Here is a 23,576-nt window from a genome sequence, read left to right as displayed (position 1 = left end):
CTGAAATTCTGTTGCGCGATGCGCCCTGGTTTTCCAGACGTTTTGAACAATTTATATAGGTTTAACGCCTGCCAAAACTGTAGCGAGCGGCAGTGAGTTGTGGCCGAGACGCGCAGCTGTGCTTCAGCACAGTGAGCATCGCAGGCTGCAAATCACGACGCGCAGTAAGTTTTGGCGTGCGTTAATTGCCGGCAGAGTAAATTTGCGTGGTCCACCGTTGCAGCAGGCGCTTGCGCGTGTCCGAGGCGCCATACTTGGCGAAGTCGTAGTTGATGGTCTTGATGTTTTCCAGGCGCGGCGAGGCGGCGGGAATGGCGGCGGCCACGTTCGACGGGATCTGGAAGGCCAGCGCTTTCACGGCTTCGCTCTGCACGTCGGGACGCAGGGCGAACTCATAGAATTTTTTCGCCTGCTCCATGTTTTTCGCGCCCTTGACGATGCTCATCGAGCCGATCTCGTAGCCCGTGCCTTCGCAGGGCGGCAAGACTTTCACGGGAAAGCCAGCCACGGTCAGTTTCATCAGGTCATGCATGAAGCCGATGGCCACGCCCGCTTCGCCACGGCCCACGTCCTCGCCGGGCGCCACGCCCGCGTTCGGATACTTGCTGACGTTCTGGCCCATCTTGGCAAGGAAATCGAACGCTTCCTCTTCCCCCATCAGCTGCACCACGGTGGCCAGCGCGTTGTAGGCGGCGCCCGAGGAGTTCGGATTGGCCATCTCGATCTCGCCCTTGTAGGCGGGCTTGACGAGGTCTTTCCAGCATTGGGGCGGCGGCAGGTTTTTCTTCTTCAGCACGTTTTCGTTGTAGGCCAGGCCCAGGATGCCGATATAGATGCCAACGGTGCGGTACTTGGCCGTCTCGGCCTGCTTGAGCGCCCACGGCTGCAGCTTGGGCAGGGTCGGCGACTTGTATTCTTCCGTATAGCCTTCGGCGGCCGCCTGCAGGTGCGGGTCGCCCGTGCCGCCCCACCAGATGTCCGATTTCGGGTTCGACGCTTCGGCGCGGATCTTCGCGTAGGCTTCCCCCGCGCTCTTCCTGATCATCGACACCTTGATCTTGCTTTCCGCCTCGAAGCGGTTCTTCATCAGCTGGCACCATTCCATGTCGGCCGAGCACAGCACGGACAGGCGTTCCTCGGCGGCCATGGCCGTCATCGGCAGGGCCAGGCTTATAGCAATCGCAACATTGCGCATCTTCATCGTCTCACTCCAAGTTTGTTGTCGTTGAGGTACTTCAGACCGCACCGCTATCTTGCGGTGTCACTGTCCCGGATGTGCTTTCCAGGGGTTTGCACTGCATTGCACACGTGTGCACACCTTACCACCAGCCGATTTTGACTGTCAACAAGAATCTCGGCAGGCGTGCGGCGTGGTGTTTTACCGACAAAAAAAAGCCGCCAGCTGTGCAGCTGGCGGCTTTCGGGGGATTCAGCTAATGCGGGCGGTTTATTCCCACGCTTCCTTGCCCGTGCGTGGCTTGCCCACCATCAGCAGCGCGCCCAGGGTCAGCACGGCTGCCAGCGACAGGTAATAGCCCACGTATTGCAAACCGTAGTTGGTCGCCAGCCAGGTGGCGATGTACGGCGCCAGCGAGGCACCGAGGATGCCGGCCAGGTTGAACGTCAGCGAAGCGCCCGTATAGCGCACTTCCGGCGGGAACAGCTCGGACAACATGGTGCCCAGCGGTCCGTAGGTCATGCCCATCAAGCCCAGGCCGACGGCCATGAAGACAGTCACTTCCCACGTCACGCCCGAGCCGAACATTGGCGCGAGCACGAGGCCGAAGATGGCGATGGCGACGGAGACCCAGATCAGGGTGGCGCGGCGGCCACGGCGGTCAGCCAGCACGGCCGAGAATGGAATCGTCAGGGCAAAGAACAGCACGGCAAACAGCTGCACGATGAGGAATTCCTTGCGCGTGAAGCCCAGCTTGGTCGTGCCCCAGCTCAGCGCGAACACCGTCATCAGGTAGAACAGCACAAAGGTGGCCAGGGCGATGATGGTGCCCAGGAACAGCATGCGGCCATGCTGGCGGAACACGGTGGCGACCGGCAGCTTGACGACTTCGTTCTTGTCGATGACTTTCTGGAAGTCCGGCGTTTCCGTGATCTTCAGACGCACGTACAGGCCGACGATGACCAGCAGCGCGCTGGCCAGGAACGGGATGCGCCAGCCGTAGCTGAAGAACTGCTCATCGGTCATGGTTTCGCTGAGCAGCAGGAAGATGCCGCCCGACAAGAAGAAGCCGATCGGCGCACCCAACTGGGGGAACATGCCGTACCAGGCGCGTTTGCCCGGTGGCGCGTTTTCCGTGGCCAGCAGCACCGCGCCGCCCCACTCGCCGCCCAGGCCCAGGCCCTGGCCGAAACGGCACAGCGCCAGCAGCAACGGCGCCAGGGTGCCGATGGCGGCATACGTCGGCAGCAAGCCGATGATGACGGTGGAGATACCCATGGTCAGCAAGGCTGCCACCAGGGTGGCCTTGCGGCCGATGCGGTCGCCGAAGTGGCCGAACACGGCCGAACCGATGGGGCGGGCGAAGAAGGCGATGGCGAACGTGGCCAGCGACTGCAGCACGGCGGCCGACGGGTCGCCGGCGGGGAAGAACAGTTTCGGGAACACCAGCACGGCGGCGGTGGCGTAGATATAAAAGTCGAAGAACTCGATGGTGGTGCCGATCAGGCTGGCGAACAGCACCGTGCCGGGGGAATTTTTCTTAGGGGGGGTGCTCATTTACTGCGCTCCTTGGGGAGGGTGTCTAAAGGCCATTCTCTGGATGTTTTTTCAGGCAGCAGCACAGCACGTTGTCTAGGCGCGCGGTTCACATATCATAGCTGTGCGCGGGCGTAATTGCTGCGAAATTGCTATTAAATTCGCAAACAAATTCCACGCTGCAACACGCCGTTGTTAACGGCAGACAACGGTGTACCAACGCGCGCTATCGCGCCGTGATCAGTGCTGATTTAGAGAAACAACGGTCGTGCGCCATCCGGTTACCCGGGGCACGGCAGGAAAGGCGTCAGGGGATGGGCGACGTGTATCAAGCCCGGCGTATCGCCAGGCATTCCGTACCAGACCCGCGCGTCGGCATCGCGGCATCGGTCATTTGTGGTGAATCCTTGCCTGCGGCCCCTCCGGGTGGAGCGGGCCGGCGATGATCGCGCTGCATCCCTAAGGATGCGGTTGATCTTGCTGTAAGCGGCTTATGATACGCGCAGTGGTGCGGTGCGGCAAGAAGTTGTGATGGAGCATGTGCGGTGGTGTCGGCTTACGCTGCGCTAAGCCGACCTACGCCGACCTAGGCATCAATCAATGCAAAAGCCTGCTCAATCTCGCGGCTGTCGAGCGGGCGCACGAGGCGCGCCACTTCCTGGCCATCTTTCAGGAAAACCAGGGTCGGCCACAGTTTCACCTTGAACGAACGCCCCAGGGCGCGGCCGGGGCCGTCTTCCACGCGGATATGCGGCACCCCGGGGTGCTGCGCAAAGGCGGCAGCCAGCGGCGCCTGGGTGGCGCGGCAGTGACCGCACCAGCCCGTGCCGAATTCCAGCAAGGCCGGCCCGGTCAAGGCGTCGATCTCGGCGCGCGCCGGTTGTGCTACGGAATATGTGTCGTTCATCATGTGCGTCTCCTTGAGAACTTAGACCACTTTCACTCGCAAAGTGCCCAGGCCATCGATGGCGCCCACCAGCTCGTCGCCGCGCTGCACGGCCGCCACGCCGGCCGGCGTGCCCGTGTAAATCAGGTCGCCCGGCTGCAAGGTAAAGTAAGTGGACAGGTCGGCGATGGTTTCGGCCACGTTCCAGATCAGCATGTCGATGGTGCTCGCCTGGCGCAACTCGCCGTTCACGTGCAGGGTGATGGCGGCATGGTTGACGTCGCCCGCCTGTGCGGCCGGGGTGATGGGGCCGATGGGCGCCGAATGTTCGAAGGCCTTGCCCGTGTCCCATGGACGGCCCAGTTTTTTCGCGGCGCCCTGCACGTCGCGGCGCGTCATGTCCAGGCCGATCGCATAGCCCCACACGTGGCTCAGCGCGTCGGCCACGCCGATGTCGCTGCCGCCCTTGCCGATGGCCACCACCAGTTCCATCTCGTGCTGGAAATCCTGCGTCTGCGCGGGATACGGCAGTTCGCCCGTCGTGCCAACGGGCACGGGCAGCACGGCGTCATTTGGTTTCATGAAGAAGAACGGCGCCTCGCGGCCCGTGTGGCCCATTTCCTTGGCGTGGTCGACGTAGTTGCGGCCCACGCAATAGATGCGGTGGACGGGAAAGCTGTCGGCGCTGCCCGTGACGGGAACGCTGGGCTGGATCGGTGCGGCAATGACATACGGCATGAAAACTCCTGATCGGCACGATAAAAAGGCGGTGATGAAAAAGGGACACCGCAGTGTCCCTCATTTTACGACAACGTTACTTCAGCAGTCCCGAGCGGCTCGGGTCCGGCATGCGGATGGCGACGATGAAGGAAATCAGGCACATGACGGTCACATACCAGTAGAAATACTCTTCCACGTGCCAGGCCTTGAACTGCAGCGCCACGTATTCGGCCGAACCGCCGAACATGGCGTTGGCGACCGCATACGACAGGCCCACGCCCAGCGCGCGCACTTCGACGGGAAACATTTCCGCCTTGATCAAGCCGCTGATCGACGTGTAGAAACTGATGATGGCCAGCGCGATGATGATCAGGCCGAACGCCGCGTACGGGCTGCTGATGTCCTTCAAGGCATGCATGATGGGCAGCACGCACAGGGTGGCCAGGCCGCCGAAGAACAGCATCGAGGTACGGCGGCCGATGCGGTCGGACAAGGCGCCGAATACCGGTTGCAGAATCATGTAGACAAGCAGAGCGCAGGTCATGACGGCGCTGGCCGTCTTGGTATCCATGCCGGCCGTGTTGACCAGGTATTTCTGCATGTAGGTGGTAAACGTGTAGAACACGAGCGAGCCGCCGGCCGTAAAGCCAAGTACCGTGATGAAGGCGCGCTTGTGCTTGAGCAAGCCGCGCAGGCTGCCCGCATCCTTGTCCTTGCGTTCGCTGGCGGTGGTCGTTTCCGTCAGCGATTTACGCAGGTTCAGCGACACCAGAGCCGCCAGGGCGCCGAAGACGAACGGGATGCGCCAGCCCCAGGCACGCAGCTCTTCCAGGGTCAGCAGTTGCTGCAAGACCACCAGCACCAGCAAGGCCAGCAATTGGCCGCCGATCAGGGTCACGTACTGGAACGAGGCGAAGAAGCCGCGCTTGCCCGACTCCGACACTTCGCTCATGTAGGTGGCGCTGGTGCCGTATTCGCCGCCCACGGACAGGCCCTGGAACAATCGCGCCACGAGCAGCAGGAACGGCGCGAAGGCGCCGATGGTGTCATAGGTCGGCATGACGGCGATCATCAACGAGCCGCCGCACATCATCAGCACGGAAATCATCATCGACTGGCGGCGGCCGTATTTGTCGGCGATGCGGCCGAACAGCCAGCCGCCCACGGGACGCATGAGGAAGCCGGCGGCAAAGATGCCGGCCGTCTGCAGCAGCTGCGTCGTCGGGTTACCGGACGGGAAAAAGGCGTGCGAGAAGTACAGCGCGCAGAACGAGTAAATATAGAAGTCGAACCATTCGACCAGGTTACCGGAGGAAGCGCCAATGATGGCCTTGATGCGCTGCTGGGAAGTCAGCTGCGCAACGTCATGCGGAGTATCGTGGGATGTCATATCAATCTTCTTGTTCGTGTGAAAAAGCCAACGCCAGCCCGGTTTCCCAGGCTGGTTTTGCATCATACGCCCTTGATCAGTGTCAAAAAGCCGCCCGGCATACGGGTTAATACGTAGCGCCGGCAACTTTTTTTCGCCTTCAGGCGCTGCCGATCAGACCCGTTCCAGCACCAATGCAATGCCCTGCCCCACGCCGATGCACATGGTGCAAAGCGCATAGCGCCCGCCCGTGCGGTGCAGCTGGTTGACGGCCGTCATGGCCAGGCGCGCGCCCGAGGCGCCCAGCGGATGACCGAGGGCAATGGCGCCGCCGTTCGGATTGACGCGCGCATCGTCGTCGGGCAAGCCCAGCTGGCGCAGCACGGCCAGGCCCTGCGCGGCAAACGCTTCGTTCAATTCGATGACGTCGAAGTCGGCCAGGGTCAAACCCGTCATGGCCAGCACTTTCAAGGTGGCGGGCGCGGGACCGATGCCCATGATGCGCGGCGCCACGCCAGCCGTGGCCATGGCCACGACCCTGGCGCGCGGAGTCAGGCCAAAGCGGGCCGCGTTCGCCTCGTCGGCCAGCAGCAGGGCCGCCGCGCCATCGTTGACGCCCGATGCGTTGCCGGCGGTAATCGTGCCGTCCGCGCGCACGACGGGTTTCAATTTGGCCAGAGTGTCCAGGGTGGTGGCGCGCGGATGCTCGTCGCGGACGACGACGATGGGCTCGCCCTTCTTTTGCGCGATGCTGACGGGGCAGATTTCACTGTCGAACACGCCCGCCTGCTGCGCCGCCAACGCCTTGACCTGGCTGGCCAGCGCGAACGCATCCTGGTCCGCGCGACTGATGCCAAAGTCGCAGGCCACGTTTTCCGCCGTTTCCGGCATCGAATCGACGCCGTACTGCGCTTTCATCAGCGGATTGATGAAGCGCCAGCCGATGGTCGTGTCTTCCATTTTCATGCCGCGCGAAAAAGCGCTGTCGGCCTTGCCCATGACAAACGGCGCGCGGCTCATGCTTTCCACGCCGCCCGCGATCAGCAAGCCCGCTTCGCCGCTCTTGATGAAGCGGGCGGCGCTGCCGATGGCGTCCAGGCCCGAGCCGCACAAGCGGTTCAGGGTGGCGCCCGGCACGCTGTCGGGCAAGCCCGCCAGCAGGGCGGCCATGCGCGCCACGTTGCGGTTGTCTTCGCCCGCCTGGTTGGCGCAGCCGTACAGCACGTCGGTAACGGCAGTCCAGTCCACGTCGGGATTGCGCGCCATCAAGGCACGGATGGGCACGGCGCCCAGGTCGTCGGCGCGCACGCCGGCGAGTCCTCCTCCATAGCGGCCGAATGGCGTGCGCTGGGCGTCGCAGATATAAGCGTGGGTCATGTTCTTTCCTCCAAGAAAGGGTATTGCGTATTGATGCTGAATTAACGTCCGTCCGTCAGCGGCACGGCCGTCAACGCTTGCAGCTGTTCAAAACTCAAGCCATCGACCAGTTCGACGACCGTGGCGCCAGCCGGCGACAAATCGAGCACGGCCAGGTCGCTGTAGATGCGGCTGACGCACCCGATGCCCGTAAGCGGATAGGTGCAGGCCTGCACCAGCTTGCTTTCACCCGTCTTGGTCAGCAGTTCCATCATGACCCAGGTTTTTTTCGCGCCGATGGCCAGGTCCATGGCCCCGCCCACGGCGGGAATGGCGTCCGGCGCGCCCGTATGCCAGTTGGCCAGGTCGCCCGTGGCGGACACTTGAAACGCGCCCAGCACGCAGATGTCCAGATGGCCGCCGCGCATCATGGCAAAGCTGTCGGCATGGTGGAAATAGCTGCCGCCGGGCAGCAATGTGACGGGCTGCTTGCCTGCGTTGATCAGGTCGTAGTCTTCCTCGCCGGGCGCCGGTGCGGGCCCCATGCCGATCACGCCGTTTTCGCTGTGCAGGATGATGTCCGCGCCAGCCGGCAAGTGGTTCGCCACCAGGGTCGGCAAGCCGATACCGAGGTTGACGACGCTGCCTTCATGGATGTCGGCCGCCACGCGGGCCGCCATTTGGTCTCGATTCCATTTATTCAATTTAGTACTCCTCAGGCAGCTTTGAAGCCGGCGGGGCCGGTGGCTGTGCGCGGCACTTGCACGATGCGCTGCACGAACAGGCCCGGCGTGATGACGTGCTCGGGATCGATGCTGCCCAAGTCAAGCACCTCGTGCACGGAAGCAATGCTGACTTTCGCGGCCATGGCCATGATGGGGCCGAAGTTGCGCGCCGTCTTGCGGTAAGTCAGGTTGCCCCAGCGGTCGCCCTGCTCCGCCTTGATCAGCGCGAAATCGGCGTGGATCGGCGACTCGAACACATACATGCGGCCGTCGATCTCGCGCGTTTCCTTGCCCTTGGCCAAGTCCGTGCCATAGCCGGTGGGCGTGAAAAAGCCGCCGATGCCGGCGCCGGCGGCGCGGATACGCTCGGCCAGGTTGCCCTGCGGCACCAGCTCCAGCTCCAGCTGGCCCGCCCGGTACAGGGCGTCGAAGACGTGGGAATCGGCCTGGCGCGGAAACGAGCAGATGATCTTGCGCACTTGCCCGTTTTTCAGCAGGGCGGCCAGGCCCGTGTCGCCATTGCCCGCATTGTTGTTGACGATGACGAGGTCGCGCGCGCCCTGGGCGATCAAGCCGTCGATCAGCTCGGCCGGCTGGCCCGCGCCGCCAAAGCCGCCAATCATGACGGTGGCGCCATCGTGGATATCGGCCAGCGCGTCAAGCACGCTGGAACGCAGTTTGTCGATCATTGCGGTCTCCTTCCAATCAAACCCATCGGCAATTTGTTCGCATAAAGAACAAATATTCGTATTTAGAACTTATTCGTGAGAATATGCCTGATCGGGGCGCTTGTCAATTTGCCGTTTTCGCCAGCGCCATGGCTATAATTGCCACCTTGACCAATTGGAATTGCCATGACCGCACGCAGCAACACCGCCCCTTCCGCCGAAGAAATCCCTGATGCCGACGGTGCGCCCCGCCCTGGCGACAGCTATGTGCAATCGTTCGCGCGGGGCCTGGCCGTGCTGCGCAGCTTTGGCGCGGACGCGCCGCAACAGACCTTGAGTGAAGTGGCGGAACGGACGCAGCTGACGCGCGCGGGCGCGCGGCGCATCCTGCATACCTTGCTGCATCTCGGTTACGTGGAAGCGGATGGGCGGCTGTTCCGTTTGACGCCCAAGGTGCTCGACCTCGGCTACGCCTATCTGTCGTCCTTGCCCGTGTGGACGCAGGCCCAGCCGCTGCTGGAAGAACTGATGCAGATCTTGCGCCAGTCGTGCTCGGCCACCGTGCTCGACGGCGACGACATCGTGTATGTCGTGCGCTTGTCCGCGCACCGCACCATGTCGATCAACCTGGGTATCGGCAGCCGCCTGCCCGCCTACTGCACCTCAATGGGACGGGTTTTACTGTCGGGACTGGCGCCCGACGTGCTGCGCGAACGGCTGTCGAAGATGGCGCTGCTGAAAATCACGCCGGCGACCAAGGTCGATATCGACATCTTGATGGAAGAGATTGCGCAAGTGCGGCGCCAGGGCTGGTGCCTGGTGCAGGAAGAACTGGAACAGGGCTTGATCGCCCTGGCCGCGCCCGTGTTCGACCGGGCCGGCAAGGTGGTGGCGGCGATCAACGTCAGCGGCCAGACGGCGGGGCCGTCCGTGGCGCACCTGCTGGAACACAGCTTGCCGAAACTGCTCGAGACGGCAAGCCGGGTCAGCGCGCTGGTGCGGGTGCAGCAGTAGGCTTATTTCTTGAACCTTATTTCTTGAACTTGGCGCACGGGTCGGGGCGCGGCTGCGCCGGCATCGTTTGCGTCAGGTCGAACGTGCCCTTGTAGCCGCTGCCGCCCTGCTCCAGGTAGCCGATGCTGCGCACGTTCAGTTGCGGGTCGGCCAGCTTCAGCCAGCGGGGCACGCCGATATCCTTGCGCACATGCTCATTGCCGGCAATCAGCACCACGTCGCGCGGCGCCTGGTCGCGGATCAGCTTGGCCATCCAGATATCGCGCGCCACCTGGGCGTTGACGACGCCACCCACCATCATGTCGGGCAGCATATTGCAGCGGGCCGCCTGCACTTCCTTCTTTTGCCCTTCCAGGATATCGGCCGGCACGGGCGCGGCCAGGTAAGTAGCCACCATGGCGGGCGGCATCGACCACTGGATGCCGTCGCGCACGATGCGCGAGGCATCGGCCGGCGACAAATTGCCGGCGACCAGGGTCAGCTGGTAGCTGACGACCAGGTCCAGCACGGGCCGGTACACGCTCCAGTCCCAGCGCGGCTGTTCCATCACGCGGATGATGCAGTCGGGGTCGGCGCATTCGCGCGCGGCGCGCGTCAGCAAGGCCTGGTTTTCGCGGTCGAACTGCTCCATGACAATCACGGGACGCCAGCCAGCCGCCAGGCGGCGCTGCAATTCATCGACCCGCAGGCGCTGGCCTTGCGCATTGTCATGCACTTCACCGAGCAGCAGCACTTGCGGATTGGGCAAGGCGTCGGCCACAGGCGCGGGAGCGGGCGGGGCTTCCTTCTTCAGCAGGCTGCCGCAGGCGGCCAGCGCCAGCACGCTGCTCAGCAGGGCGGCGCGCGCGCCGGCACGGAAAATCTCGGTCTTCATGTAAGCGGTATCCAAAGTGGCGATGCGCCAGATTGTACCGTCTCAGGTCGGCGTGGGCAGCTTGCGGCGCTCCAGCACTTCAAACACGGCCATGCCTGCCAGCATGGCGCCGGCAAACATCCACGCTTTCGGCTGGCCCGCCAGCAGCGACACGAGGGCGGGACCGGGACAGAAACCGGCGATGCCCCAGCCCGCGCCAAAAGCCAGGCTGCCCAGCAGCAAGCGCCGGTCGATGCGCCGCGACACCGGCAATTGCATGGCTTCACCCAGCAGCGACCGGGTTCTCCGCCGCGCCAGCCAGAAGGCGGGCAAGGCCACGCCGATGGCGCCGCCCATCACCAGCGCCAAAGACGGGTCCCAGGCGCCGGCCAGGTCGAGGAAAGCGAGCACCTTGGCCGGATTGGACATGCCGGAGACGATCAGGCCCAGGCCAAAGACGAGGCCGCTCAACAGGGAAAGAATCAGTTTATTCATAGGTGGCGCAACAGATAGACGGTGAGGAATCCGGCCGCCATGAAGACACACGTGGCCGCCAGCGAACGCGGGGACAGGCGCGACAGGCCGCACACGCCGTGGCCGCTGGTGCAGCCGGCGCCATAGCGCACGCCCACGCCCACCAGCAGGCCCGCCACGATCAGGGCGGGCGTGCCTGCATCGATCTGTACGGGCGGCAAGGTTTGCCACAGCTGGTACAGCAGGGGCGTGCCGATCAGGCCGGCAAGAAAGGCGATGCGCCAGCCGAGGTCGCCACTGCGCGGACGCAGCAAGCCGCCGACGATGCCGCTGATGCCGGCGATGCGGCCATTGAACAGGACCAATAGCGCAGCCGCCAGGCCGATCAGCATGCCGCCGGCCAGCGAGGCCCACGGCGTGAAGTGCTGCCAGTCTATGGTCATGACAGCGGTCAGTCCGCTTCGTCGTTGAACGGGGCGCGCGGCGCGCAAAATTGCGCGTACAGCACTTGTAGCACGGCCAGCACGGGCGCGCTGGCAACGCGGTAATAAATCTGCTTGCCGTCGCGCCGCGTGGCCACCAGCATCTCTTCGCGCAGCACACCCAGCTGCTGCGACAGGGTCGGCTGGCCGATGCCCACTTTTTGCTCGAGGTCGCTGACGCAATGCTCGCCCTGCGACAACTGGCACAGCAGCATCAAACGATCGGCATTGCCCATGGCCTTGAGCAGCGAGCTGGCCTTGTAGGCCGAGCCACGCATGGCGTCGAGGTTGTATTCGGCGTGTTGTGTTGCGACTGTCTCCATCTTGCCCTCCCACAGGCGGTCATATTGAATAGCGTACGATAAACAATATACTAATCAATATATTGTTTTCCTGCTGGCGATTCGCACAAAAAAACAACAGTGTTTTTTCGCCGATAGCGTGCCCATGCAAAGTGTGCGGCAGCGATCATGTTTACGCTATCAAAATGACAAATATTCGTAATAAAGAGGAAATAAGCGTATCAAAATTGTCACGATCTATGCTGTAATGGGAGAACAGCAGAAAAACCATGATACGCCCCCGTACAGGCGAATTGTCCGTCCATGCGCAAGCCGGTTTCGGCTGCGCCGCGCGGTGAACCACAGGGAGAGCACGATGAAAATCTATCCGCCGTTATGCGTGGCCTTGCTGGCGCTGTCGGCCAGTACATGGAGCATGGCGGCAGTCAGCGACACGACGGCCGGCAAGCTGCAGGAAGCCGGCGAACGCGTGACGATCGATGAAAGCATCAGCTTGAATAACAATCCCGGCTGGGAAACGCCAGACTTGCCGTATGCACGCCTGCTGGCCAGCAGCAGCGCGAGCGCGGCACCGCACTGGAGCACCAGTGGCGCGCGTCACGTGGCCCTGGCGCCAGCCCGGCCCATGACGGCCACGCCCGCACAGCAAGCCAACGTGCCGGCGCCCGTGCCGGAAGCAAGCATGTACTCGATGTTGCTGGTGGGATTGGGCCTGGTGGCCTTGAGCCTGCACGGCGAAAAACAGGAAAAATTCGATAACTGATGGCGCCGGCACTGGCAAGGCGCTGCTGAAGAACATTCCGCCTGGTGCGGAATGTTTTGTTATGGCGCCATCATTTGTCGAGCAGGCGGCAGACCCGTTCGATGTTCCCCACCGGAATGCCCGACTTCAGGGCGCGCGCGATGCAGCCCGCCTTGTCCGGGCCCGAGGCGGAAATGAGCACGAAGGCCGTCACCACCACGCTGATGGCGACGAGCACGATCAATACACCCTTGACGATATCCCAGTTCATTGCGTCTCAACAATGTCATACGTGAAATCATAATAGTGCTTGCCGTCCTCTATGCGGATGGCCAGGCTGCCCGTGAGCCCTTGCAACTGCTCCGTGCCCGTATCGGGCACCACCGTCACCGACAAGGCGGGCGCGCCGCGCGTCATCGTGCCGCTGTGCTGCAAATAAAAACTGCCGTGGCGTCCGTCCAAAGTACCCTCCACCCGTTCCAGCGCCACATAGCCTGCCGAGCCCGTCACGCTGGCGCGCGCGCTGAGCATCTCGCCCTGCGCGCGGGCCTCGAGGGCGCCGTGGTAGCGCTTGTCGAGCGACAAGCGTCCCAGTCCCGATTGCGCGGCCGTGTCCGACAAGGTTTCCGGGGTGATGGTGACGTCGAAGGTACCGGTAATGAAAGGCATCAGTGCTCCTTGGTAAATGAGGACGTGGCTGGCGCATCGGCTCCGTTCAGCAGCGCATGCAGTTTCTGCATGGTGGCCCAGTTGCGCGACGTGACGCCGTCGCCCAGCAGCACGCCCAGCGCCGCCACCACCTTGCTGGCCAGCACGCCATCGGGGCACCAGGCATACGCGGCCCAGCGCCCCAGCGCCAGCGCTTCCGGCTGCCACGACTGCTGCAGGAGCGGCGCCAGGCGCTGCACGTCGGCCGGATTGTTCAGCACCAGGGTCAGCAGACGGGCCGCATCGGCCGCCGGCGCCAGGGTGTTTTGTTCGACCAGCTCGGCAAACTGGCTGGCCGACAATACCGTCACTCTGGCCGCCACGCCCAGTTTCAGCACCAGCGCTTCCTCGATGCGGGCAGCGGCCTCGGCCGGTGCTACCTTGCCACCGTCATACACGACGTTGCCGCTGTTGAGGACCGTGCGCACCTGCGCAAAACCCAGGTCGCCCAGCAGCTTGCGCAAGTCGGCCATGGCCACGCGCTTGGCGCGGCCCACATTAATCCCGCGCAACAGCGCCACTTGCTGACTGTTTTCTATCTGTGCCATGTTGTCTCCTTGCCTATGCCTGGCTGCTGGTGCTTTCCGGCAACGGCGTCACCGTGGGCAGGCGCAGCAGGAACGTCGCACCCTGCCCCAGGGTGCTGCTGACCGTGATGGTGCCGCCAAACTGCTTGGCGATCAAGTTGAACACGATATTCAAGCCCAGTCCCGTGCCGCCCTGCCCGCGCCGCGTGGTGACAAACGGGTCGAACACGCGGTCGAGCATGTCGGGCGCGATGCCGCGGCCGTTGTCGCGCACCTGCATGGCGATCGCGTCGCCATCGCGGCGCACGCCGATATGAATGTTGCCGGCCGTGTCCGCATCGAAGGCGTGCTCGACGCAGTTCAACACCAGGTTGGTCAGCACCTGTGCCAGCGCGCCCGGATAGCTGTCGAGCATGATGTCAGCCGGGCAATCGATATCGATGCTGATGCGCGTCTTTTTCAGGGTCGGCTGCAGGCTCGAAATCACCTCGCCGATATAGTCGCGCAATTCGAACAAACGGCGCGCCTCGCTGACCTGGTCGACGGCGATCTGCTTGAAGCTGTGGATCAGGTGCGCGGCGCGGTAGGCATTGTTCATGATCAGCCGCGCGCTTTCACCGGCCGTTTCCAGGTAGCGCACGATGTCGGTCTTCTTCACGCTGCCGCCGGCCACGGCCGCGCTGATGTCATCGGTGGCTTCCTTCAGCACCGAGGCGCTGGTCAGCGCGATGCCGACAGGGGTATTGATTTCGTGCGCCACGCCGGCCACCAGGCTGCCCAGCGAGGCCAGGCGTTCCGATTGCAGCAGCGATTCCTGCGCCCGGCGCAGCTCGTCCATGGCCTGCGCCGTCGCCTGCTGCGAGCGGCGCGCCATGTCTTCCGCCTCGCGGCTGCCCTCGATGATGGACTTGAGCTTGCGCTGCACGGCATTGAAGCCGCGGATCACGTCGCCCAGTTCGTCGCGCCGGTTTTCCGGCAGCTCTTCGACCTCATCGCTGCCGCGCGTGGCCAGGTCGAACAAGCCGTCGCGCAACTGTTTCAGCGGTTCGAAGACGATGCGCAGGCTCAGCGCCAGGGCGCCCACGAGGATGATGTCAAGCAGCAACACTTCCAGTACCTTGCGCCGCACTTCGGCGTGCAGGGCCGCATCGATCTGCGCGCGGCTGAAATTGACGATGACCTTGCCGACGATCACCGGCTTGCCGCCCGTGGCCGCCGCCACGGCGTCGCGGAACACCAGCGGCGCCTCGACGGGCGTGCCGCCCATGGCCACGTCGGCGCTCAAAGGCACCAGGGTGCCGCCCGCGTCGCGCACTTCGCCGGCGAACAGGCCGACGGACGCGTCGTAGACGCGGATGCCGACCAGTTCCGGCGGCAGCATTTCGGCCGCGACGATGCTGTCGACCTTGGATTTGTCGAGGTCCCACAGGGCCGAAGGCAAGCTCGTCTGCAAGCGCGTGAGCACACCGCTGCGCAGGCGCGCGCTGCCCGATTCGAGTTCCTTGCTCAATGTATATTGTGTATAGCTGCCGGAAATGCCCAGCACCAAGGTGACGATCACGACAAAAAGCAGGGTCAGCCGGACTTGGATACTCACCATCAATCAACACTCCCCGGGCCAGGCCAGCCGCCGGCCCGCGGCGCGGGCGCTGATACGTCGGCAATGCAAGGGCCTGAATCAAATGTACGGTATGACATGCTTATTGGCAAGATTTACAGTATTCCCACTTTCGATAGGGACTTTGACGCAGGTTGAGACATTGCGTCATGGCAATGGTAATATCCCGCAATCATCTAAGGAGTCGTCATGGCGGTCACGCATCAACATCTACCCCTGGAACAAGTTCGTCCTGGCATGATCTTGTCGGATGTCTTGCTCGATGCGCATGGACAAGTGCTGTTGCCGCAAGGGGCGGTATTGACGGAAAACATGCTGGCCCTGATGCCCCGCCACAACATCGACATGTTGCCGATCCAGGCGCCGCCCCCTTCGCCCGAAGAAATCGCCGCACAGCAGGCGGCCGACAGCGAACGGCTGGCTTACCTGTTCCGCAAGCATGATCCCGACGATCCCCTGGACGCGGCCACCACCTTGCTGCGCAGCTATGTCACGGCTTACCGCCTGGGCACGGGAGAGGCCGCATGAGCACCCATCTGACGCTCGACGATATCGTCGCCCACCTCGATGACCTGCCTTCGCTGCCCGCCGTCGTCATGGAGTTGCTCAACAGCATAGACCAGGAAGATGTCGATATTTCCGTGCTGGCCAAAAAAGTGTCGTACGACCAGGCGCTGACGGCGAAAACCCTGCGCCTGGCCAATTCATCCCACTATGGCTTGCAAGTGAAGGCCACCACCATCCAGCAGGCGATCACGTACCTGGGCTTCCAGACGACGCGCAGCCTGATCACGTCGGCCGCCATCACCGGTTGCTTCCCGGAAGGTCTCTGCCCCGGTTTCGACGACAAGGCCTTCTGGCGCCATTCGGTAGCGACGGCCGCTTGCGCCAAGGTGCTGGCGCGGCAGATCCGCTTCAACCAGGATTACGCGTTCACGGCCGGCTTGCTGCACAACATCGGCCGCCTGGTGCTGGTCAGCAGCTTTCCCGCCCACTACGCGCAAGTCATCGCGCACCAGGCCGCGCACGATTGCAGCCTGCTCGAAGCGGAACAGGCCGTGCTGGGCGTGGACCACGTGCAGGCGGGCGTGGCCCTGGCCGAACACTGGAATTTTTCCGACACCATGCGCCTGGCGCTGGGCAACTATCTGCAGCCGGAAGCACCGGGGGCAGGCTTTCTCGCATCGCTGATCCACGTGGCCAACGCGATTGTTTGCGCGCTCGACCTGGCGCAGGCGGGCGACGACATGGTGCCGCGCGTCTCGCCGGTGGCCTGGGATGCGCTGGGCCTGGGCGAAGACGCGTATCTGCAGCTGTTCCGCGAAACGGAGCTGCGCTACGACGAAATCACTTCGGCACTGCTGAGCTAAATAAAGCCGCAAACGCAAACGGCTCTCGCTGCGAAGCGAAAGCCGTTAGGGGTATGACGGTACGTCCATGCTGCCCGGTCCACGCCAGCCTGTTGCCGCCAGCAGCTACGCAAGCGGCACGGTCAGCGTACAACCGCCACATCAGTGCGCGTAATTCGATTCTTGCGCATCGCCGCGGTCTTCCGCTTTTGGACGGCCCTGGGCGTCGGACAGACGATACTTGGTGCGGCGGTCGCCCATCAAGTCACGCAGGTCACGGATGCTCATGCCCGTCACTTCGTGCATGCGGATCAGCAGCGAGGCGCCAACCGGCAAGCGGTGGTGGCGGATCTTGCTGATGACCGGTGGCGCCACTTCAAGCAGACGCGACAGGGCTGCATCGTTCTTCAGCTGCATCTTGCTCAGCAGAATATCCAGCAGGTGGTTCGGGTTGTAACTCTCTTGCGATGCTAATGCATGATGTGCCATGATTTTTCCTCGTCTGGTGAATGTAGAAAATAATGCCGATACGAACTTAAGGCTGGCTTAGAGTGTTTAAATAAACGTCTTTCCATCGGACTCTGCCCTCCCCCGCCCTTTCCTTATCGCACTGCCCGCACAGGACTCGCACAGCCACGCCCAGCCAACATACGCAACTTGCCGCGTAAGTAAAAGCACTGCAACCCATCAAAATGAATTGCATATAAGACAATATACTAACCCAAACACGCGGCATCTGCGCCTCGCGCAAACTTCCTGATTGTTAAATATCAATCAAGCTGCTGGTTGGCTTGGCAACGATGCTATTTCAACACATTAGGATGCCAGCGGGCGCACACAAGGCTTTGCAGCAACTTGTTACAAATCAATGGTGCCGTACAGAAATAAATGCTTTTGAGCATCGCAATAAATGGCGCAATATGCTGGCGGCAATCTTGTCGGCAAGATCAGCACGACATGGCCCGTGCCGGCGATTTACGCTAAACTATGACCTGAACTTGCAGCGAGCCTGCCACCGGGCAGCCAGAGGCGCCCGGCCGGTCATCCACCGCGCTCCGCCCTGAGCGGCCCCCTGCGCTGCAGCATCCTGCTCACCCATCCTGTTTGCCGCCACATTTACCGATAAGCGCCCGACTCCATGCAGAAAAAAGTATTCATTAAAACCTTCGGCTGCCAGATGAACGAGTACGACTCGGACAAGATGGCCGACGTGCTGGGCGCCTCCGACGGCCTGGTGCGCACCGACACGCCGGAAGACGCCGATGTGATCCTGCTCAACACCTGCTCCGTGCGCGAAAAGGCGCAGGAAAAAGTGTTTTCCGACCTGGGCCGCCTGCGCGAGCTGAAACTGGCCAAGCCGCACCTGTTGATCGGCGTGGGCGGCTGTGTGGCGTCGCAGGAAGGCGACGCCATCGTCAAGCGCGCGCCGTATGTCGACATGGTCTTCGGACCGCAAACCCTGCATCGCCTGCCGCAGATGATCGAACTGCGCCGCGCCAGCGGCGATGCGCAAGTGGACATCAGCTTCCCGGAAATCGAAAAGTTCGACCACATGCCGCCGGCCAAGGTGGAAGGCGCTTCGGCGTTCGTCTCCATCATGGAAGGCTGCAGCAAATACTGCAGCTACTGCGTCGTGCCCTACACGCGCGGCGAGGAAGTGTCGCGCCGCTTCGAGGACGTGCTGACGGAAGTGGCGGGCCTGGCCGCCCAGGGCGTCAAGGAAATCACCCTGCTGGGCCAGAACGTGAACGCCTACCGGGGCGCGATGGAAGGCGGCGAGATCGCCGACTTCGCCCTGCTGCTCGAATACGTGGCCGATATCCCCGGCATCGAGCGCATGCGCTTCGTCACCAGCCACCCGAAGGAATTCACGCAGCGCCTGATCGACGCCTACGCGAAGATCCCGCAACTGGTCGACCATTTATATCTGCCGGCGCAGCACGGCTCCGACAAGATCCTCGGCGCCATGAAGCGCGGCTACACGGGCCTCGAATACAAGTCCATCATCCGCCGCATCCGCGCCGTGCGCCCGAACATGGCCATTTCATCCGACTTCATCGTGGGATTTCCTGGCGAGACCCAGGCCGACTTCGACGCCATGATGAAGCTGATCGCGGACGTGGGCTTTGACAACAGCTACAGCTTCATCTTCAGCAAGCGCCCCGGCACGCCGGCCGCCAGCCTGGAAGACGACACGCCGCACGAGGTGAAACTGGCCCGGCTGCAGCAGCTGCAGGCGGCCATCGACGCCAACACGCGCAAATACAGCCTGGCCATGGTGGGCACGGTACAAACCATCCTCGTCGAAGGCCGTTCGAAGAAGGACACCGATGACAGTGAGCTGCAAGGCCGCACGGAGAACAACCGCGTAGTCAATTTCGACGCCGGCCCGGACGGTTTGCAATTGATCGGCCAGCTGGTCGACGTGCGCATCACCGAAAGCCATTCCTACACCCTGCGCGGCGAACTCGTCGCCAGCGCACCCGCATTGAAAAGAGCCAGTTGAAAACCAAAGCCCCGATACAGCCGCATTACTTCATCCCCGAGCCGCTCGACAACACGCGCCTGGCGCACCTGTGCGGACCGCTCGATGAAAACCTGCGCCAGATTTCCGCCGCCCTCGACGTGACGATCTTCCGCCGCGGCGAGAAATTCATCGTCGGCGGCAGCAATGCCGAACGCGCCGTGGAAATCCTCGAGCAGTTCTACGCCATCGCCAACAAGGTCGTGCCGCTGGAAGAAGTGCAGCTGGCCCTGGTGGAACAGCGCGCGGGCCTGTCCGCCGCGTCGGAACACCACGCCAACGCGCCCGCCAGCACCTTCGTCGAGCCGGACATCGCCAGCCCCGTGCTGAAAACGCGACGCTCCGACCTGCGCGGCCGCACGCCGCACCAGATCGCCTATTTGCGCGACATCCTCGAACACGACATCAGCTTTGGCGTCGGCCCGGCTGGCACGGGCAAGACCTATCTCGCCGTCGCCTGCGCCGTCGACGCGCTCGAACGCGATGCCGTCAAGCGCATCATTTTGACGCGCCCTGCCGTCGAAGCGGGCGAGCGCCTGGGCTTTTTGCCGGGCGACCTGGCGCAAAAGGTCGACCCGTATCTGCGTCCCCTGTACGACGCGCTGTACGATTTGCTCGGCTTTGACCGCACGCAGAAGCTGTTCGAGAAACAGGTGATCGAGATCGCCCCGCTGGCCTACATGCGCGGACGCACCTTGAACCACGCGTTTGTCATCCTCGACGAGGCGCAGAACACCACCGTCGAACAGATGAAGATGTTCTTGACGCGCATCGGCTTCGGCAGCAAGGCCGTGGTGACGGGCGACGTGACGCAAGTCGACCTGCACAAAAGCCAGACGAGCGGCTTGATCGACGCCGTGCATGTGCTGAAGGACGTGCGCGGCATCGGCTTCACGCAATTTAACAGCACCGACGTGGTGCGCCATCCGCTGGTGGCGCGCATCGTCGACGCCTATGAAACGGCGCAGGCGGCCAGTGCCGACGCCGCCCAGTTACCCTCCTTATTGAAACCAGCTGCCGCCAAAAATGTCCGAAAAAAATAAACTGTCCTTGTCCGTGCAATACCCGGATGCCCGCCTGGAAACCCTGATCACGCGCCCGAAAGTGCGCCGCTGGGTCAAGGCGGCCCTGTTCGCGCCAGCCGAATTCACGATCCGCTTCGTCGATGCCGAGGAAGGCCGCACCCTGAACCGCGACTACCGCGAAAAGGACTACGCCACCAACGTGCTGACGTTTGCCTACAACGAAGGCGAAGAACTGGGCGACGATGAGCCGACGCGCGCCGACATCATCCTGTGCACGGACGTGCTGGAAAAGGAAGCTGCGGAACAGAAGAAGAGCGTGGAAGAGCACACGGCCCATTTGATCGTGCATGGCGTGCTGCATGCGCAAGGCTACGACCACATGGATGACGAGGAAGCGGCCGAGATGGAGGGCCTGGAAACGGAAATCCTCGCCAAGCTCGGCATTACCGACCCGTACAAGGAGTAAGACCATGGGCACTTGGGCCACCGACGCCTTTGGCAACGACTACGCCATGGATTGGGCGCAGGATTTGCACGAATATAAAACCCTGGAACTGGTCGAGACGACGCTCGACAACGTCATCGACAGCCAGGAAGCGGAACTGGAAGCGCCGTTCGCCGCCGAAGCGCTGGCCGCGCTGGAAGTGATCGCGCGCCTGCAGGGCCAGCCTGGCGACGGCGCGGACGACCCGGCCACCGCGGAAGTGGACGAATGGGTGACCGCCTGCAAAAAGAAAGTCACGCCGCCGCTGCTGGAAAAAGCGCGCCTGGCCTTCGAGCGCATCACGGCCGAGTCGTCGGAGCTGCGCCAGCTGTGGCAGGACAGCGAGCATTTCGCCGACTGGCAGGCCGACGTGGCGGCCTTGCGCGCGCGTGTGCTGGGCCCGGAAGCGGCGTAAAAGATCGCGCAACGGCGCACTTCAACGTATTAAATTTGCATCAAAAGCGGGGAAATCCGGTATTGCCCCACTTTTGGTGTATCCTATATCCCTTCGCAACAACGGCTCACGCCTCCTATGCCCGAGCACCCTAGTGGCGTCAGAACTGACGTCAAGCCCCACCGGTCACTGTTTGAACGCCTGACCGCACTCATTTCCCCCGAGCCAGAGAACCGTGCAGAATTGCTCGAAGTTCTACACGATGCGCATGAACGCAAGCTGATCGACGCCGACGCCCTGTCGATGATCGAAGGCGTGTTCCAGGTATCGGATCTCTGCGCGCGCGACATCATGATTCCCCGTTCGCAAATGGATGTCATCGACATCAGCAAGCCGATCGAGGAATGGATGCCGGAAGTCCTGTCCACCGCCCACTCGCGCTTCCCCGCGATCGAAGGCGAGCGCGACAAGGTCATCGGCATCCTGCTGGCGAAAGACTTGCTGCGTTATTACGCAGAAGAAACTTTCGACGTCCGCGACATGCTGCGCCCCGCCATCTTCATCCCCGAATCGAAACGCCTGAATGTGCTGCTGCGCGATTTCCGCGCCAACCACAATCACATGGCCATCGTCGTCGATGAATACAGCGGCGTCGCCGGCCTGATCACCATCGAAGACGTGCTGGAACAGATCGTCGGCGATATCGAGGATGAATACGACTTCGACGAAGCCGAAGACAATATCCTCTCGCTCAAGGAAGGCCAGTTCGGCCCCCGCTGGCGTGTCAAGGCGCTGACCGAGATCGAACAGTTCAACGAAGAAGTGGGCAGCCACCTGGTCGACGACGACGTCGACACCATCGGCGGCCTCGTGTCGAAGTACCTGGGCCGCATGGCGCACAAGGGCGATATTTTCGACCTCGGCAATCTGCGTTTCGAGGTGCTGCGCGCCGATGCGCGCCAGGTGCACGTGCTGCTCGTCGAGCGCCTGCCCAACGTGCCGGAACTGGAACTCTGACATGCGCGTGCTGTAAATGCGTTTCAGACGCGCCGACCCCAACGCCCCCGCCAAACCGCCCCGCAGCACGTGGGCGCGCATGCTGACTGCCGCCATCGCCGGCGCCGTCGCGGTGCTGGCGTTCGCCCCTTTCGGTTACTGGCCCCTGCAAATTCTCAGCCTGGGCGTGCTGTTCTACCAGGTGCTGCGCGCATCGAACGTCAAGGCCGGCGCGCTGATCGGCTGGGCCTACGGCTTCGGCTGGTGCGCGGCCGGCACGCACTGGCTGTACATCTCCATGCACCGCTATGGCGACATGGCCGCACCGATCGCCGCCATCGCCGTGGCCTTGCTGGCCCTCTTGATGGCCATTTACGTGGCCCTGGCCATGGGCGCGGCCGCCTGGCTGCGCCAGCGCTGGGTGCTGTCCCTGCCCGCCATGACCTTGCTGGTGCTGCCCGCCACGTGGACCCTGTTCGAATGGACGCGCGGCTGGCTGTTTACGGGCTTCCCGTGGCTGGCCACCGGCTACGCCCACAATACCAGCCCGCTGGGCGGCTTTGCCCCCATCGTCGGCGCGTATGGCCTGGGCTGGCTGGCGGCCCTGTCCGCCGGCGCCCTGCTCTTGCTCACGCACCGCACGCGCTGGAGCGCGCTGGGCGGCGTCATCGCGCTGTACGCGGCCGGCTTCGGCTTGCAGTACGTGAACTGGACCCACCCTGTCGGACGCCCGATCACCGTGCGCCTGCTGCAAGGGAACGTGCCGCAGCAGCAGAAATTCGACCCCGGCTTCGTGCTGGGCGCCCTGCAGATGTACCAGAGCGCCATCACCAGCACGCCGGCCGACCTGATCGCCACGCCGGAAACGGCCGTCACCGTGCTGCCGCACCAGCTGCCGCCCGGCTATCTGGATAGCCTGGGCACCTATGCACAGCAGACGGGCAGCACGATCCTGGTCGGCATGCCCGTGCTCGACGAACAGCAGCGCTTCTACAATGCGGCCGTGGGGATCACGCCCAACGGCGCGCCGGGACCGTACTACCAGTACCGCAAGCATCATCTGGTGCCGTTCGGCGAATTCGTGCCGCCCGGCCTGCACTGGTTTGTCGCCATGATGGCCATCCCGCTGGGCGACATGGGCCGCGGCGCCGACGTCCAGGCGCCGCTGCAGGTACGCGATCAGCTGGTGCTGCCGAATATCTGCTACGAAGACTTGTTTGGCGAGGAAATCGCCGGCCAGCTGGCCAGCGCCCACCGCAATGGCAAGCAGTCGGCGTCCGTGCTGCTCAATATCTCGAACCTGGCCTGGTTCGGCGACTCGATCGCCATCCCGCAGCATCTGCAGATTTCGCAGATGCGCAGCCTGGAAACGGGCCGCCCGATGCTGCGCTCGACGAACACGGGCGCCACCGCCGTCATCGACGGCAAGGGCGTCGTGCAAAGCCTGCTGCCGCCGGAACAGCAAGCCACCCTGGCGGCCAAGGTGCAAGGCATGGGCGGCATGACGCCATACATTCTGTACGGCAATAAACTGGTGCTGGCCCTGGCCGCGCTGGCCCTGCTGACGGCCTTCCTGCTGTCGCGCGCCGCCCGCCGCGGCCGCGCCGCGCAGCAATAAGCGGCCGATATTGCCCGAAGAGTCACAGT

Annotated in this window: 27 protein-coding genes; 10 read left to right on the top strand and 17 right to left on the bottom strand. The window is 63.2% G+C overall.

Translation table 11 applies throughout. The annotated features are described in order from the left end of the window. Positions 1 to 181: 181 nt before the first annotated feature. From ASN89_RS03980 to ASN89_RS03945, 8 genes are all read right to left on the bottom strand, one after another. Positions 182 to 1,201 carry an ABC transporter substrate-binding protein gene (locus ASN89_RS03980; RefSeq protein WP_152988428.1) on the bottom strand — a complete coding sequence of 340 codons (1,020 nt, stop codon included), beginning with the start codon at positions 1,199 to 1,201 and terminating at the stop codon, positions 182 to 184. Between the two features lie 246 nt (positions 1,202 to 1,447). Then, a complete protein-coding gene (locus tag ASN89_RS03975; protein ID WP_046684859.1) occupies positions 1,448 to 2,734 on the bottom strand; it encodes an MFS transporter in 1,287 nt (428 codons plus the stop codon). 565 nt (positions 2,735 to 3,299) lie between these two features. Further along, positions 3,300 to 3,620, bottom strand: coding sequence for a thioredoxin family protein (locus tag ASN89_RS03970; RefSeq protein WP_046684628.1), 321 nt, complete (start codon positions 3,618 to 3,620; stop codon positions 3,300 to 3,302). Between the two features lie 21 nt (positions 3,621 to 3,641). Then, the gene (locus tag ASN89_RS03965) at positions 3,642 to 4,337 is read right to left on the bottom strand and encodes a fumarylacetoacetate hydrolase family protein (RefSeq protein ID WP_058048342.1); all 696 of its coding nucleotides are present in this window, start codon (positions 4,335 to 4,337) and stop codon (positions 3,642 to 3,644) included. A gap of 76 nt (positions 4,338 to 4,413) precedes the next feature. Continuing rightward, entirely contained in the window at positions 4,414 to 5,709 is a 1,296-nt protein-coding gene (locus ASN89_RS03960; protein ID WP_058048361.1) for an MFS family transporter, read from the bottom strand. A gap of 153 nt (positions 5,710 to 5,862) precedes the next feature. Beyond that, positions 5,863 to 7,065, bottom strand: coding sequence for a 3-oxoadipyl-CoA thiolase (pcaF, locus tag ASN89_RS03955; protein ID WP_058048341.1), 1,203 nt, complete (start codon positions 7,063 to 7,065; stop codon positions 5,863 to 5,865). 41 nt (positions 7,066 to 7,106) lie between these two features. Further along, complete coding sequence (locus tag ASN89_RS03950; protein ID WP_072455091.1) at positions 7,107 to 7,748, bottom strand: 3-oxoacid CoA-transferase subunit B; 642 nt, start codon at positions 7,746 to 7,748, stop codon at positions 7,107 to 7,109. 11 nt (positions 7,749 to 7,759) lie between these two features. After that, complete coding sequence (locus ASN89_RS03945) at positions 7,760 to 8,458, bottom strand: 3-oxoacid CoA-transferase subunit A (RefSeq protein ID WP_058048339.1); 699 nt, start codon at positions 8,456 to 8,458, stop codon at positions 7,760 to 7,762. A 153-nt stretch (positions 8,459 to 8,611) separates the two neighbouring features. Between ASN89_RS03945 and ASN89_RS03940 the strand changes: the two genes are divergently transcribed. Further along, a complete protein-coding gene (locus tag ASN89_RS03940; protein ID WP_414842501.1) occupies positions 8,612 to 9,451 on the top strand; it encodes an IclR family transcriptional regulator C-terminal domain-containing protein in 840 nt (279 codons plus the stop codon). A gap of 16 nt (positions 9,452 to 9,467) precedes the next feature. Here the strand turns inward: ASN89_RS03940 and ASN89_RS03935 are convergent, their stop codons facing one another. Genes ASN89_RS03935 through ASN89_RS03920 form a run of 4 tightly spaced genes read right to left on the bottom strand, consistent with a single transcriptional unit; the run spans position 9,468 to position 11,583 of the window. Beyond that, the gene (locus tag ASN89_RS03935; protein WP_058048338.1) at positions 9,468 to 10,325 is read right to left on the bottom strand and encodes a ChaN family lipoprotein; all 858 of its coding nucleotides are present in this window, start codon (positions 10,323 to 10,325) and stop codon (positions 9,468 to 9,470) included. Between the two features lie 42 nt (positions 10,326 to 10,367). Further along, on the bottom strand, positions 10,368 to 10,799 hold the full coding sequence (locus ASN89_RS03930) for a YeeE/YedE family protein (RefSeq protein ID WP_058048337.1): 432 nt from the start codon (positions 10,797 to 10,799) through the stop codon (positions 10,368 to 10,370). Then, positions 10,796 to 11,221: a YeeE/YedE family protein gene (locus ASN89_RS03925; protein WP_058048336.1), complete on the bottom strand. Its 426-nt coding sequence runs from the start codon at positions 11,219 to 11,221 to the stop codon at positions 10,796 to 10,798. The genes ASN89_RS03930 and ASN89_RS03925 overlap by 4 nt, the downstream gene beginning before the upstream one ends. Before the next feature lie 8 nt (positions 11,222 to 11,229). Continuing rightward, positions 11,230 to 11,583, bottom strand: a complete 354-nt coding sequence (locus ASN89_RS03920; RefSeq protein ID WP_034746789.1) for an ArsR/SmtB family transcription factor — start codon at positions 11,581 to 11,583, stop codon at positions 11,230 to 11,232. A 334-nt stretch (positions 11,584 to 11,917) separates the two neighbouring features. Here ASN89_RS03920 and ASN89_RS03915 point away from each other — a divergent pair, with 334 nt between their 5' ends. Further along, on the top strand, positions 11,918 to 12,325 hold the full coding sequence (locus tag ASN89_RS03915; RefSeq protein WP_046684189.1) for a PEP-CTERM sorting domain-containing protein: 408 nt from the start codon (positions 11,918 to 11,920) through the stop codon (positions 12,323 to 12,325). Positions 12,326 to 12,395: 70 nt separating this feature from the next. On the opposite strand, the gene ASN89_RS03910 is transcribed toward ASN89_RS03915, so the two are convergent. Genes ASN89_RS03910 through ASN89_RS03895 form a run of 4 tightly spaced genes read right to left on the bottom strand, consistent with a single transcriptional unit; the run spans position 12,396 to position 15,139 of the window. Continuing rightward, complete coding sequence (locus tag ASN89_RS03910; protein WP_034746783.1) at positions 12,396 to 12,575, bottom strand: hypothetical protein; 180 nt, start codon at positions 12,573 to 12,575, stop codon at positions 12,396 to 12,398. Continuing rightward, positions 12,572 to 12,973, bottom strand: coding sequence for a DUF3224 domain-containing protein (locus ASN89_RS03905; RefSeq protein WP_058048335.1), 402 nt, complete (start codon positions 12,971 to 12,973; stop codon positions 12,572 to 12,574). The genes ASN89_RS03910 and ASN89_RS03905 overlap by 4 nt, the downstream gene beginning before the upstream one ends. Beyond that, entirely contained in the window at positions 12,973 to 13,560 is a 588-nt protein-coding gene (locus ASN89_RS03900; protein ID WP_058048334.1) for a DUF1697 domain-containing protein, read from the bottom strand. The genes ASN89_RS03905 and ASN89_RS03900 overlap by 1 nt, the downstream gene beginning before the upstream one ends. A 13-nt stretch (positions 13,561 to 13,573) precedes the next feature. After that, complete coding sequence (locus ASN89_RS03895; protein WP_046684192.1) at positions 13,574 to 15,139, bottom strand: sensor histidine kinase; 1,566 nt, start codon at positions 15,137 to 15,139, stop codon at positions 13,574 to 13,576. 207 nt (positions 15,140 to 15,346) lie between these two features. On the opposite strand from ASN89_RS03895, the gene ASN89_RS03890 reads away from it, so the two are divergent. Beyond that, positions 15,347 to 15,685 carry a hypothetical protein gene (locus ASN89_RS03890; RefSeq protein WP_046684193.1) on the top strand — a complete coding sequence of 113 codons (339 nt, stop codon included), beginning with the start codon at positions 15,347 to 15,349 and terminating at the stop codon, positions 15,683 to 15,685. Further along, positions 15,682 to 16,527, top strand: coding sequence for an HDOD domain-containing protein (locus ASN89_RS03885; protein WP_046684194.1), 846 nt, complete (start codon positions 15,682 to 15,684; stop codon positions 16,525 to 16,527). Before ASN89_RS03890 ends, ASN89_RS03885 begins: the two co-directional genes overlap by 4 nt. Positions 16,528 to 16,668: 141 nt before the next feature. Here ASN89_RS03885 and ASN89_RS03880 read toward each other — a convergent pair whose 3' ends face one another. Next, a complete protein-coding gene (locus ASN89_RS03880) occupies positions 16,669 to 16,995 on the bottom strand; it encodes a hypothetical protein (RefSeq protein WP_034746769.1) in 327 nt (108 codons plus the stop codon). Between the two features lie 649 nt (positions 16,996 to 17,644). Between ASN89_RS03880 and miaB the strand changes: the two genes are divergently transcribed. The 6 genes from miaB (at position 17,645) to lnt (ending at position 23,547) form a co-directional block, all read left to right on the top strand. Next, positions 17,645 to 19,012, top strand: a complete 1,368-nt coding sequence (miaB, locus tag ASN89_RS03875; RefSeq protein ID WP_058048333.1) for a tRNA (N6-isopentenyl adenosine(37)-C2)-methylthiotransferase MiaB — start codon at positions 17,645 to 17,647, stop codon at positions 19,010 to 19,012. Further along, complete coding sequence (locus ASN89_RS03870) at positions 19,009 to 20,073, top strand: PhoH family protein (protein WP_058048332.1); 1,065 nt, start codon at positions 19,009 to 19,011, stop codon at positions 20,071 to 20,073. The genes miaB and ASN89_RS03870 overlap by 4 nt, the downstream gene beginning before the upstream one ends. After that, positions 20,057 to 20,521, top strand: coding sequence for an rRNA maturation RNase YbeY (ybeY, locus tag ASN89_RS03865; protein ID WP_058048331.1), 465 nt, complete (start codon positions 20,057 to 20,059; stop codon positions 20,519 to 20,521). Before ASN89_RS03870 ends, ybeY begins: the two co-directional genes overlap by 17 nt. A gap of 4 nt (positions 20,522 to 20,525) precedes the next feature. Continuing rightward, positions 20,526 to 20,954, top strand: coding sequence for a DUF4259 domain-containing protein (locus ASN89_RS03860; RefSeq protein WP_046684198.1), 429 nt, complete (start codon positions 20,526 to 20,528; stop codon positions 20,952 to 20,954). 117 nt (positions 20,955 to 21,071) lie between these two features. After that, entirely contained in the window at positions 21,072 to 21,950 is an 879-nt protein-coding gene (locus tag ASN89_RS03855) for an HlyC/CorC family transporter (protein WP_034746750.1), read from the top strand. A gap of 16 nt (positions 21,951 to 21,966) precedes the next feature. Further along, complete coding sequence (gene lnt, locus ASN89_RS03850; protein ID WP_058048330.1) at positions 21,967 to 23,547, top strand: apolipoprotein N-acyltransferase; 1,581 nt, start codon at positions 21,967 to 21,969, stop codon at positions 23,545 to 23,547. Positions 23,548 to 23,576: the final 29 nt, after the last annotated feature.

Origin of the sequence: Janthinobacterium sp. Ant5-2-1 (assembly GCF_001445815.1) — a bacterium.
In the GTDB taxonomy this organism is placed as follows: domain Bacteria; phylum Pseudomonadota; class Gammaproteobacteria; order Burkholderiales; family Burkholderiaceae_D; genus Janthinobacterium; species Janthinobacterium lividum_E.
This window is presented reverse-complemented; position numbering and strand designations above follow the sequence as displayed.

Coding starts and splice junctions, on each gene's coding strand:
- ASN89_RS03970 (WP_046684628.1), bottom strand. CDS start 3,620: ATGAACGACACATATTCCGTAGCACAACCGGCGCGCGCCGAGATCGAC.
- ASN89_RS03885 (WP_046684194.1), top strand. CDS start 15,682: ATGAGCACCCATCTGACGCTCGACGATATCGTCGCCCACCTCGATGAC.
- ASN89_RS03860 (WP_046684198.1), top strand. CDS start 20,526: ATGGGCACTTGGGCCACCGACGCCTTTGGCAACGACTACGCCATGGAT.
- ASN89_RS03945 (WP_058048339.1), bottom strand. CDS start 8,458: ATGATCGACAAACTGCGTTCCAGCGTGCTTGACGCGCTGGCCGATATC.
- ASN89_RS03855 (WP_034746750.1), top strand. CDS start 21,072: ATGCCCGAGCACCCTAGTGGCGTCAGAACTGACGTCAAGCCCCACCGG.
- ASN89_RS03960 (WP_058048361.1), bottom strand. CDS start 5,709: ATGACATCCCACGATACTCCGCATGACGTTGCGCAGCTGACTTCCCAG.
- ASN89_RS03935 (WP_058048338.1), bottom strand. CDS start 10,325: ATGAAGACCGAGATTTTCCGTGCCGGCGCGCGCGCCGCCCTGCTGAGC.
- ASN89_RS03920 (WP_034746789.1), bottom strand. CDS start 11,583: ATGGAGACAGTCGCAACACAACACGCCGAATACAACCTCGACGCCATG.
- ASN89_RS03910 (WP_034746783.1), bottom strand. CDS start 12,575: ATGAACTGGGATATCGTCAAGGGTGTATTGATCGTGCTCGTCGCCATC.
- pcaF (WP_058048341.1), bottom strand. CDS start 7,065: ATGACCCACGCTTATATCTGCGACGCCCAGCGCACGCCATTCGGCCGC.
- ASN89_RS03880 (WP_034746769.1), bottom strand. CDS start 16,995: ATGGCACATCATGCATTAGCATCGCAAGAGAGTTACAACCCGAACCAC.
- miaB (WP_058048333.1), top strand. CDS start 17,645: ATGCAGAAAAAAGTATTCATTAAAACCTTCGGCTGCCAGATGAACGAG.
- ASN89_RS03915 (WP_046684189.1), top strand. CDS start 11,918: ATGAAAATCTATCCGCCGTTATGCGTGGCCTTGCTGGCGCTGTCGGCC.
- ASN89_RS03905 (WP_058048335.1), bottom strand. CDS start 12,973: ATGCCTTTCATTACCGGTACCTTCGACGTCACCATCACCCCGGAAACC.
- ASN89_RS03980 (WP_152988428.1), bottom strand. CDS start 1,201: ATGAAGATGCGCAATGTTGCGATTGCTATAAGCCTGGCCCTGCCGATG.
- ASN89_RS03965 (WP_058048342.1), bottom strand. CDS start 4,337: ATGCCGTATGTCATTGCCGCACCGATCCAGCCCAGCGTTCCCGTCACG.
- ASN89_RS03900 (WP_058048334.1), bottom strand. CDS start 13,560: ATGGCACAGATAGAAAACAGTCAGCAAGTGGCGCTGTTGCGCGGGATT.
- ASN89_RS03930 (WP_058048337.1), bottom strand. CDS start 10,799: ATGAATAAACTGATTCTTTCCCTGTTGAGCGGCCTCGTCTTTGGCCTG.
- ASN89_RS03890 (WP_046684193.1), top strand. CDS start 15,347: ATGGCGGTCACGCATCAACATCTACCCCTGGAACAAGTTCGTCCTGGC.
- ASN89_RS03895 (WP_046684192.1), bottom strand. CDS start 15,139: ATGGTGAGTATCCAAGTCCGGCTGACCCTGCTTTTTGTCGTGATCGTC.
- ybeY (WP_058048331.1), top strand. CDS start 20,057: ATGTCCGAAAAAAATAAACTGTCCTTGTCCGTGCAATACCCGGATGCC.
- ASN89_RS03925 (WP_058048336.1), bottom strand. CDS start 11,221: ATGACCATAGACTGGCAGCACTTCACGCCGTGGGCCTCGCTGGCCGGC.
- lnt (WP_058048330.1), top strand. CDS start 21,967: ATGCGTTTCAGACGCGCCGACCCCAACGCCCCCGCCAAACCGCCCCGC.
- ASN89_RS03975 (WP_046684859.1), bottom strand. CDS start 2,734: ATGAGCACCCCCCCTAAGAAAAATTCCCCCGGCACGGTGCTGTTCGCC.